The 11893-nt window shown below is 72.9% G+C and carries 3 protein-coding genes; 2 read left to right on the plus strand and 1 reads right to left on the minus strand.

Annotated elements, in window-relative coordinates; all coding sequences use genetic code 11:
• The first annotated feature begins 47 nt into the window (after positions 1–47).
• The gene (locus ACZ56L_RS33690; protein WP_401764517.1) at positions 48–1052 is read left to right on the plus strand and encodes an ATP-binding cassette domain-containing protein; all 1005 of its coding nucleotides are present in this window, start codon (positions 48–50) and stop codon (positions 1050–1052) included.
• Positions 1049–1900 carry an ABC transporter permease gene (locus tag ACZ56L_RS33695; protein WP_468692506.1) on the plus strand — a complete coding sequence of 284 codons (852 nt, stop codon included), beginning with the start codon at positions 1049–1051 and terminating at the stop codon, positions 1898–1900. Before ACZ56L_RS33690 ends, ACZ56L_RS33695 begins: the two co-directional genes overlap by 4 nt.
• 512 nt (positions 1901–2412) lie before the next feature.
• Here the strand turns inward: ACZ56L_RS33695 and ACZ56L_RS33700 are convergent.
• The coding region (locus tag ACZ56L_RS33700; protein WP_471068656.1) for an SDR family NAD(P)-dependent oxidoreductase at positions 2413–11893 on the minus strand (9481 nt) is incomplete at its 5' end.

Raw genomic sequence — 11893 nt, forward strand, 5'->3', positions numbered from 1 at the left:
CCCCCCGCCCCCCTTTCGAGCAACCCCGACGACCCTGGAGAACTCCCATGAGCGGGCTCCCCATCGAACCTCCCGAGACCATGATCGAGGCACGGGACCTGAGCAAGACCTTCGGCACGGTGCGCGCCCTGGACTCGGTGCACCTGGCGGTGCCCCGGGGGTCCGTCCTGGGCCTGCTGGGCCACAACGGCGCCGGCAAGACCACTCTGGTGGGCATCCTCACCACCGCCCTCGCTCCGACCTCCGGCACCGCGACGGTCGCCGGGCACGACGTGGTGGGCCGGCCGCACGAGATACGCCGACGCATCGGCCTGACCGGGCAGTTCGCCTCGGTGGACGGCCGGCTGACCGGCCGGGACAACCTGCTGCTGATCGCCCGGCTGCTGGGCGCCGGACGGCGGGCGGCGCGGGCGCGCGCGGACGAACTGCTGGAGCTGTTCGCGCTCCAGGACGTGGCCGGACGCCGCGCCCACACCTACTCCGGCGGGCTGCGCCGACGGCTCGACCTCGCGACCAGCCTGGTCGGCCACCCGGAGGTGGTCTTCCTCGACGAACCCACCACCGGCCTGGACCCCGAGGCCCGGCTGGGCCTGTGGGAGATCGTCGAAGGGCTGGTGGCCGAGGGCGCCACCGTACTGCTCACCACCCAGTACCTGGAGGAGGCCGACCGGCTCGCGGACTCCATCACCGTCCTGTCCGGCGGCCGGGTCATCGCCGACGGCACGGCTGCGGAGCTGAAGGCGGCCGTCGGCCGCCGCACCGTCACCGTCACGCTCGACCCGGCGGCCGACCGGGAGAGCGCGGTCGGGGCCCTGCGCCGGGCCGCCCTGGAACCGTCGGTGGCCCCGCAGAGCGACTGCCTCGTCATCCCGATCGACGCGTCGAAGGACGTGGCGACGGTGATCCGCGCCCTGGACCAGGTGGGGGCCGAGGCCTCCGAGCTGTCCTTCGGCGAACCCACGCTCGACGACGTCTACCTCGCCCTGGCCGGTCGGACCCACGCACCCGCCCTGTCCGGCTCGCTCGCCCTGTCCGGAGGACCCGCCGCATGACCGCCGCCGTCACCCCCGCGACCACCGTCGAACCGGTCACCGCCGCCGTACCGCCGCGGCAACAGTGGCCGGACAGTTCGGTGTTCCTGCAGATCCGCGTGCTCACCGCGCGTTCGCTGCGCTCGATGGCGACCGACCCGGGTGTGGTCCTGTTCGGACTGCTCCAGCCGGTGATCATCCTGTTCGTGCTGACCCAGGTGTTCAGCAAGATGGGCGCCCCGCCCAACTTCCCCGCCGGCATCACCTACCTCGACTTCATCCTGTCGGCGGTGCTGGTCGACAACGCCGTGCAGTCGGCGGTCCAGTCGGGCGTCGGGCTCGTCGACGACCTGAAGAACGGGGTGGTGGCCCGGCTGCGGTCCCTGCCCATCATGCCGTCGTCGCTGCTGATCGCCCGCAGCTTCGCCAACCTGGTGCGCAGCGCGGTGCAGGCCGTGGTCATCCTCGCGCTGGCGTTCGGCGTGCTCGGTTACGCACCGTCCGGCGGGGCGGCCGACGTGGCGGCCTCGGTCGGGCTGACCCTGTTCATGAGCTGGGCACTGGGCTGGGCGTTCATCGCGGCCGGCGCCTGGCTGCGGCGGGCGGAGCCGATGCAGAACCTCGCGGTGATCGCGATCCTGCCCCTGATGTTCGCGTCCAGCGCCTACATGCCGGTCCAGGACCTGCCGGGCTGGCTGGCAGCGGTCGCCGGGGTCAACCCGCTGACGTACGCGATCGACGCGACCCGCGCGCTGGCGCTGGGCATCCCGGGCGCGGACGCGATCGTGCCGGCACTGGTCATCGGCGTGGTGATCGCTGCCGTGGGCGGCGTCCTGGCGGTACTCGGCTTCCGCCGCCCGCTGCGATGAGCGCCGCGTCGGGCGTCGCGCACTGCGGCCAGGGAGCTCCCGGCTCCCGGCCGGGGGTTCCGGCGCTCGGCAGTCCCTGGCTCCTGGCCGGGGGTTCCGCACTCTGCGGGACGGACCACACGTAGCTGCCGGGCCCTGACCACACGTGCCCCGGGCCCGGATCACACGAAGCCCCCGGGCCCGGACTTCCGAGGAAGTCCGGGCCCGGGGGCTTTCCGACGAGCTGCGGTCCGTGGTGCTCCTCCGGCTCCTGGGCCTCCTGGGCCCTTGGCCGGCCTGCGGTCCGCGGCTCGTGTCCGGGGCCGGGGCCGGGGTCGGGGTCGGGGTCGGGGTCGGGGGTACCGTTCCAGGCCCTTGTCCGGGACGTGTGGCCGGACCGCGGATGCCGTCCAGTCGCTTGTCCGGGCCCGGGGGGCACAGCCCCGGTTGCCCGGCCGGCCCCGGCGGGCGGCTGTTCCCACCACGCGCCAGGACCGGCCGTCACGGTCCGGACTGTCCGTCCGGAGCCGCCGTCACAGCCCCAACTGCTTGTCCAGCAGGTCGAACACCTCCTCGTCGGAGGCCGCTTCGAAGTCGAACTCGTCCTTCTCCTCGGTGGGTTCACCGGTACCTGCGGCACGCAGCGCCCCCCACTTCTCCTTCAGTACGTCGAGCCGCCCCGCGACCTGTTCGAATGCCTCGTCGCTCACCTCCGCCCCGGTGAACGCCAGCTCCAGCCGCGCCAGTTCGGCCAGCAGGGCGGCCGATGCATCGGGCTGCGCCTGCGGCTCCAGGTCGAGGAGCGCGTACAGGTGGTCCACCAGTTCCTGCGTCGTCGGGTAGTCGAAGACCAGGGTGGCGGGCAGCCGGGTCCCGGCCAGGGCGCCGAGCCGGTTCCGCAGCTCGATGGCGCTCAGCGAGTCGAGACCGAGGTCCTGGAAGGAACGGTCCGGGTCCACGTCCGCGGCCCCGGCGTGGCCGAGGACCGACGCGGCCTGGCCACGCACCTCGGCGAGCAGGGCGTCGTACCGTTCGGCCTGCGGCAGGGCCGCGAGCCGTTCGGCGAGCCCGCCGCCCGCGCCGTCCGCCGAGGCGGCGCGGCGCACGGTCGTACGGATCAGGCCGCGCAGCAGGGCGGGCACCTCGCCACGGGCACGGAACGCGGCCAGGTCCAGCCGGACCGGCAGCACGGCGGGCTCAGCGCCTCCCACCGTGGTGTCGAACAGTTCGAGCCCCCGTTCCGGAGTGAGCGGCGGGAGTCCGGCCCGCGCCATGCGTTCGGCCTCGGCCGTGGAGAGTTCACCGGTCATGCCGCCACCGGTGCGCGTCCACGGGCCCCAGGCCAGCGAGGTTCCCGGCAGGCCCCGGGAGCGGCGGTGCCGGGCGAGAGCGTCCAGGTAGGCGTTGGCAGCGGCGTAGTTGGCCTGGCCCGCGTTGCCGAGGGTGCCGGCCGCGGAGGAGAACAGCACGAACGCCTCCAGCGGCAGATCCTTGGTCGCCTCGTGCAGGTTCCAGGCCGCGTCCACCTTGGGGCGCAGCACCTCCGCGAGCCGCTGCGGGGTCAGGGAGCCGACGACCCCGTCGGCCAGCACGCCCGCGGTGTGGACCACGGCGCGCACGGGGTGGCGGGCGACCAGCCGCGCCACCGCCGCCAGGTCCGCGACGTCGCACGCCTCGACGGCCGTACGGGCGCCGAGCCCGGCCAGTTCCTCGATGAGTTCGGCCACGCCTTCGGCCTCGGCACCCCGTCGGCTGACCAGCACCAGTTCGCGGACGCCGTGCTCGACGACCAGATGCCGGGCGACCACCCGGCCCAGGCCACCGGTACCACCGGTGATCAGGACCGCGCCCTCGCCCGCCCATACGGGGACGACCGGAGCGGACGGAGCCGGGCCCGACCTGGACGGAGTCCCCTGCGCCGCACCCGACGGGGACGGCTCGGCCTGGGCCGGGTCGGCGACCCGGGCGAGCCGGGCCGCGAGGACCGTGTCGCCGCGCAGGAGGACCTGCGGCTCTGCGGTGGCGAGGGCGCGCGGCAGCAGGGCCGCCGCCTCCACGCCGTCGAGGTCCACGAGGCCGAAGCGGCCCGGGTTCTCGGAGATCGCCGAGCGCACCAGCCCCCAGACGGCCGCCGCCGCGAGGTCGTCGCCCGAGGCGGCGCCCCGGGTGAGGAACACCAGGCGCGCGTCGGCGAAACGCTCCTCCGCCAGCCATGCCTGCGCCAGCTCCAGGACCCGGACCGTCTGCCCGTGCACCGTTTCCGGAGCCCCGCTGTCCGGGCCGGGAGCCGACAGCAACGGTACGAGGACCACGTCCGGAACCGGCTGCGTCCCGTCGGCGGCCAGCTCGGCGAGACCGGTGTACACCGGGTGCGCGCCCAGAGACGCCGGGTGCTCGCCCAGGACCGCCGCGGCCGGGCCGGCCGGTGCTGCGCCCGGGGCGCCGCCCGCGAGTGTTCCGCCCCGCGTTCCGCCCGAGGTGGCGGTGGCGAGTACGGCCATACGCAAGGTCCCGCCGTCCTCGCCGCCTCCCGCGACGGGCGTCCAGTCCAGGCGGAACAAGGAGTCCCGGTGGACACCGCCGGGAGCCCCCGACTGCTCGGCGCTCAACGGCCGTACGACCAGCGACTCGACGGAGGCCACCGGCGCACCCGTGGCGTCACTGAGCGCCAGGGACACCGCGCCGCCCGTGCCGGACCTGCTCAGCCGTGCCCGTACCGCGGAGGCACCGGAGGCGTGCAGGGAGACACCGGTCCAGGAGAACGGAACTCCGCCGCTCCGCACCCCGGCGTCGCCGTCCACGCCGCCCGGGAGCGCGAAGGCGTGCAGCGTCGCGTCGAAGAGCGCCGGGTGCAGGGCGAAGGCCGAACCCCCGGTCCCTTCGGGCAGGGAGACCTCGGCGTACACCTCCTCACCGAGTCGCCAGGCCGCCCGCAGTCCCTGGAACACCGGGCCGTACTCGAACCCGGCCTCGGCGAACCGCTCGTAGACGTCCGCCACGTCGAGGGCCCGCGCTCCGGCGGGCGGCCAGACCGGGGCGTCGAGCGGCGCACCGGCGTGGGCGGGGCCGCTCGCGAGGACACCGTCGGCGTTGCGCGTCCACGGCTCGTGGGCGCCGCCGGCGGCGGGCCGCGAGTGCACGGTGAGGGTGCGCCGGCCCGAGCCGTCGGGGGCGGACACGGCCACCTGCAACTGCACGGCGGAGCCCTGTCCGGGCAGGACGAGCGGTGCGGCGAGGGTCAGTTCCTCGACGGTGGTGCAGCCGAGTTCGTCGCCCGCCCGGACGGCGAGTTCGAGCAGGGCCGTACCGGGTACCACGACCGAGCCCATGACCACGTGGTCCGCCAGCCACGGATGGGTGGAAACCGAGAGGCGTCCGGTGAACAGGAACCCGTCCGATCCGGCCAGCTCCACCGCCCCGGAGAGCAGCGGATGTTCGGCGGAGCGCAGGCCGAGCGCCTCCGCTCCGCCGCGGACCGCGGCAGCGCCGGTGGGCCAGAAGCGGCGGTGCTGGAAGGCGTACGTCGGCAGGTCCACCGTACGGGCACCGGTACCGGCGAAGAGGGCCTCCCAGTCGACCTTCCCCCCACGCACGTGGAACTCGGCGAGCGCCCGGAGGGCGGACGCCTCCTCGTCGTGGTTCTTGCGCAGGACGGGGAGGAGGACGACGTCGTTCTCCTCCGGCAGGCAGTCGGCGGCCATCGCGGACAGCACGCCGTCCGGCCCCAGTTCCAGGTAGCGGGTGACGCCCGCTTCGGCGAGGGCCCGGATGTCGTCGGCGAAGCGGACGGCGTCACGGACGTGTCGCACCCAGTACTCCGGGTCGCACACCGACGCGTCCGCAGCGGCGAGAGGTGTCTCCGGAGCGTTGAAGGACAGTCCGGACACCACCGCACGGAACTCGTCCAGCATCGGGTCCATCAACGGCGAGTGGAAGGCGTGCGACACCCGGAGACGAGTCGCCTTACGGCCGAGCGCCTCGAAGTGGGCCCGCACGGACTCCACCTGCTCCAACACACCGGACACCACCACCGACGACGGACCGTTGACCGCCGCGACCGAGACCGACTCGCCCAGCAGCGGCAGGACTTCGTCCTCCGTCGCCTGCACGGCCAGCATCGCGCCGCCCTCGGGCAGCGCCTGCATCAGCCGCCCGCGCGCAGCCACCAACCCGCACGCATCGGCCAGCGAGAACACCCCGGCCACATGGGCCGCAGCCACCTCACCGATGGAGTGACCGGCCACGAAGTCGGGCTTCACGCCCCACGACTCGACCAGGCGATACAGCGCCACCTCGACGGCGAACAACGCCGCCTGCGCGAACATGGTCTGGTTCAGCGCCTCCGCGTCCTCACCCCACACCACCTCCCGCACCGAGATATCCAGCTCCGCACACACCGCATCGAACGCGGACGCGAACACGGGGAAGCGGGCGTACAACTCGCGCCCCATGCCGAGGCGTTGCGACCCCTGGCCGGTGAACAGGAACGCCGTCTTTCCGGCACGCGCCTGCCCCTCGATGACCTGCTCGCCGTTGAGCACCACGGCCCGGTGGGCGAACACCGACCGGCCGAGCGTGGACAGGCCCACATCCGCAGGACGCAGCCCGAATTCCTCCGCGTACGCACGCAGCCGTGCGACCTGGTCCCGAAGCGCCTGCTCCGTCTTGCCGGACACCAGCCACGGCACCACGCCCGAAACCGCGCCCTCAACCACCGGCAGCGCCGACAGCTCCGGCTCCACCTCGGCCGGCGCGAACTGCTCCAGCACCACATGCGCGTTCGTCCCACTGATACCGAACGACGACACACCCGCCCTGCGCACCCGACCCGACTCCGGCCAGGACCGCTGCTCGGACAGCAACTCCACCGCACCCGCGTCCCAGTCGACGTGCGAGGAAGGGGCGTCCACGTGCAGGGTCCTGGGCACGGTGCCGTGCTGCATCGCCATGACCATCTTGATCACGCCCGCCACACCGGCCGCCGCCTGCGCATGCCCGATGTTCGACTTCACCGACCCCAACAACAACGGACTGCCCGCCGAACGGCCCTGACCATACGTCGCGATGAGAGCCTGCGCCTCGATCGGGTCACCCAACGTCGTCCCCGTACCATGCGCCTCCACCACATCCACATCAGCCGTCGACAACCCACCACTCGCCAACGCCTGCCGGATCACCCGCTGCTGCGACGGACCATTCGGCGCCGTCAGACCATTCGACGCACCATCCTGATTCACCGCCGAACCACGCACCACCGCCCACACCCGATGACCACGACGCACCGCATCCGACAACCGCTCCAGCACCACCATCCCCACGCCCTCGCCCCAACCGACACCATCGGCCGAATCCGAGAACGAACGACACCGCCCGTCCGACGACAGACCACCCTGCCGCGCGAACTCCACAAACGTCGTCGGCGTCGACATCACCGTCACACCACCGGCAACCGCCAGCGAACACTCACCCGACCTCAACGCCTGCGCCGCCAGATGCATCGCCACCAGCGACGACGAACACGCCGTGTCCACCGTCACCGCCGGACCCTCCAGACCCAGCACGTACGACACCCGGCCGGAGGCAATACTTCCTGCGCTCCCGCTGCCCTGCTGGCCCTCGAACTCCCGGCCACCCAGCAGACTCGCGTAATCGCTGTACATCACACCCGCGAAGACGCCGGTCTGCGAGCCACGCAACGACACCGGATCGATGCCCGCCCGCTCCACCGCCTCCCACGTCGTCTCCAGCAACAACCGCTGCTGAGAGTCCGTGGCAAGCGCCTCACGCGGACTCATCCCGAAGAAATCCGGGTCGAAGTCAGCGGCATCGTAGAGGAAGCCACCCGCCCTCTCGAACGACTCGCCCTCCACCTCCCAGCCACGGTCCACGGGGAACCCGCCCACGGCGTCCACACCGTCGGCGACCAACCGCCACAGGCCCTCGGGCGACACCACCCCGCCGGGGTACCGGCACGCCATGCCCACGATCACGATCGGATCGTCCACGAGGCCGGCTCCGGTCCGGGGCACGGGCACCGGCGCGGCCTCGGTCTCCTCCCCGAGGATCTCGTCGCGCACGAACGTCGCGAGCGCGTCCGCCGTCGGGTAGTCGAAGACCACGGTGGCGGGCAGCCGCAGACCGGTTGCCGCGCCGAGCCGGTTGCGCAGCTCGACCGCCGTCAGGGAGTCGAAGCCCAGGTCCTGGAACGCCCGCGCGGGGTCGATGGCTGCCGCACCCGCGTGGCCGAGGACCAGCGCGATCTGTGCGCGCACCAGGTCGAGTACGGCCTCGTGCCGTTCGGCTGCGGCGAGGCCGGACAGGCTCCTGCGCAGTCCGGCCGAGTCGGCGGTGCCTGTACGGAGGCTGCGGCGCGCTCGCGTCCGGATCAGGCCGCGCAGCAGCGGCGGGACGTCGCCCAGCGCGCGGATCGCGGCCAGGTCCAGGCGGACCGGCAGCAGCGCCGACCGACCGGCCGACAGCGCGGCATCGAACAGGGCCAGTCCGTCGTCCACGGACAGCGGGGGCATGCCGAGTCGGCTGATGCGCTCCATGTCGGCGTCGGTCAGCGAGCCGGTCATTCCGCCGGTCCGCTCCCAGGGCCCCCAACCGAGGGAGACCCCCGGCAGGGACGCCGCCCGCCGGTGCGCGGCGAGGGCGTCGAGGAAGGCGTTGGCGGCGGCGTAGTTGGCCTGTCCCGCGCTGCCGAAGGTCCCCGCGACGGACGAGAACACGACGAACGCCGCGAGGTCCAGGTGCAGTGTCGCCTCGTGCAGGTTCCAGGCCGCGTCCACCTTGGGCCGCAGCACCGCCGAGAGCCGCTCGGCGGTCAGCGAACCGACCACGCCGTCGTCGATCACTCCTGCGGCGTGGATCACCGCCCGCACGTCGTGCCTGGTGACCAGGGAGCGTACGGCGGCGGGGTCGGCGACGTCGCAGGCCTCGATCGTGACCCGTACGTCCTGCTCCTCGAACTCGGCGACGAGGTCGTCGGTGCCGTCGGCGGCGCGGCCGCTGCGGCTGACGAGGAGCAGGCTGCGCACACCGTGCTCGGCCACCAGGTGCCGGGCGATCACGCGGCCCAGGCCACCCGTGCCTCCGGTGATCAGGACCGCACCGTCACCCGCCCACACCGGGCCCGCCTGCTCGGCGGACTCCGGGGTGGGGACCTGCGCCGTTTCGACGCGGGCCAGCCGCGCGGCGAGGAATTCACCGTCCCGTGCGAGCAACTGCGGCTCGTCAAGCGCCATTACGGACTCCAGCAGACCGGCGGGCTCCTCGCCCTCCACGTCCACCAGGACGAACCGGCCCGGCTGCTCCGACTGCGCCGAACGCACCAGACCCCAAGCGGCGGCGGCGGCCGGATCCGCGCCCGACACCGCACCCCGCGTCACCAGTACCAGCCGTGCCGTGTCGGGCAGGTCCTGCACCAAGAGCAGCACCTGCGACGTCAGAGCGTGCGCCGAAGCCGCGGCATCGCGCACGCCGGCTTCGCTCACCTCCGCATCGCTCGCGTTCTCGTCCGTAACGTCCGTGCCGTCCGAGCCGGACAGCCGGTGCACCGCCACGTCCGGCGGCAACACGGTCGTCCCCGGCACCTGGACCGGCGTCCACTCGACGCCGAACAGCCCGTCGTGCGGTTGCTCACTGCTGACCGGACGCACCGTCAGAGAGCTTACGGACGCCACCGGTCGGCCCGTTGCGTCCGACAGCGACACCGACAGCGCACCCTCGGAGGTGCGGGACAGCCGGACCCTCAGGGCGGACGTGCCGGAGGCGTGCAGCGACACCCCGGACCACGAGAAGGGAACGCCGCGTTCGCCGTCGCCGAGCAGTACGGCCGCGTGCAGGCCGGCGTCGAAGAGGGCCGGGTGCAGTCCGAACCCGGTGAGGTCCGTTCCCTCGGGCGGCGCAACCTCCGCGTACACCGCATCGTCGAGCCGCCAGGCCGCCCGCAGCCCCTGGAAGGCGGGCCCGTACTCGAACCCGGCCTCCGCGAACCGCTCGTACACCCCGGACACGTCCAGCGCCTCCGCACCCGTGGGCGGCCAGACCGCCGCGTCGAACGCCGTGTGCGGAGTGGTGGTGTCGGGGGTGAGCAGGCCGGTGGCATGCTGGACCCAGGGGGTTTCGTCCGTGCTGTCGGGGCGCGAGTGCACCGTCACCGTGCGACGGCCGGACCCGTCGAGGACGCCCACCGCCAACTGCACGCGTACGCCGCCCTCGGCAGGTAGTACCAGCGGGGCGGCGAGGGTCAGTTCCTCCACCGCCGGGCATCCGGCCTCGTCGCCCGCGCGCACGGCCATCTCGACCAGGGCCGTCCCGGGGACCAGCGCCGCGCCCATGACCGTGTGGTCGGCCAGCCAGGGGTGTGTCCGCAGCGAGAGCCGTCCGGTGAAGAGGAAGGTGTCCGCGTCCGCGAGTTCCACGGCCGCTCCGAGCAGCGGGTGCTCAGCCGACTCCAGACCGGCCATGCGTACGTCACCGCCACGGGCGAGGCCGCTGCCGACGGGCCAGAAGGGCCGGTGCTGGAAGGCGTAGGTGGGCAGCTCGACGGTGCGGGCACCGGTGCCGGCGAAGAAGACCGACCAGTCGGCGGGAGCACCGTTCACGTACAGCTCGGCCAGGGCTCGGAGGGCCGACGCCTCTTCGTCGCGGTTCTTGCGCAGTACGGGTACCAGGACAGCGTCGCCGCCTTCGGGCAGGCAGTCGGCAGCCATCGCGGACAGGACCCCGTCGGGTCCCAGTTCCAGGTAGCGGGTGACGCCCGCTTCGGTGAGGGCCCGGATGTCGTCGGCGAAGCGGACGGCGTCACGGACGTGACGCACCCAGTACTCCGGGTCGCACACCGCCTCGGTGCCCGCCACCAGCGGAATGGTGGGAGCGGAGAGGGACAGCCCCGACACCACCGTGCGGAAGTCGTCCAGCATAGGGTCCATCAGCGGCGAGTGGAAGGCGTGCGAGACCCGGAGGCGGGTCGTCTTGCGGCCGAGCGCATCGAAGTGGGCCCGTACGGACTCCACCTGCTCCGACACACCGGACACCACCATGGACGACGGGCCGTTGACCGCCGCGACCGAGACCAACTCGCCCAGCAGCGGCAGGACTTCGTCCTCCGTCGCCTGCACGGCCAGCATCGCGCCGCCCTCCGGCAGCGCCTGCATCAACCGCCCGCGCGCCGCCACCAGCGCACACGCGTCGGCCAGCGAGAACACCCCGGCCACATGCGCCGCAGCCACCTCACCGATGGAATGACCCGCCACGAAGTCCGGCTTCACGCCCCACGACTCCACGAGCCGGTACAGCGCCACCTCCACGGCGAACAACGCCGCCTGCGCGAACATCGTCTGATTCAGCGCATCCGCGTCCTCACCCCACACCACCTCCCGCACCGGGACGTCCAGCTCCGCGCACACCGCGTCGAAGGCCGCAGCGAATACAGGGAAGCGGGCGTACAAATCCCGGCCCATGTTGAGCCGTTGTGATCCTTGGCCGGTGAAGAGGAACGCCGTCTTCCCGGCGCGCGCCTGCCCCTCGATGACCTGTTCGCCGTTGAGCACCACGGCCCGGTGGGCGAACACCGACCGGCCAAGGGTCGACAGGCCCACATCCACCGGACGCAGCCCGCACTCCTCCGCGTATGCACGCAGCCGTGCGACTTGGTCCTCAAGTGCCTGCTCCGTCTTGCCGGACACCAGCCACGGCACCACCCCCGGAACCGCATCCTCAACCACCGGCTCCACCTCGGCCGGCGCGAACTGCTCCAGCACCACATGCGCGTTCGTCCCACTGATACCGAACGACGACACACCCGCCCTGCGCACCCGACCCGACTCCGGCCACACCGTGCCATCCGTCACCAGTTCCACCGCACCCGCGGCCCAGTCCACATGAGTCGACGGAACGTCGACATTGAGCGTCTTGGGCACGGTGCCGTGCTGCATCGCCATGACCATCTTGATCACGCCCGCCACACCGGCCGCCGCCTGCGCATGCCCGATGTTCGACTTCACCGAC

It is taken from the genome of Streptomyces sp. NPDC039736 (genome assembly GCF_055596485.1).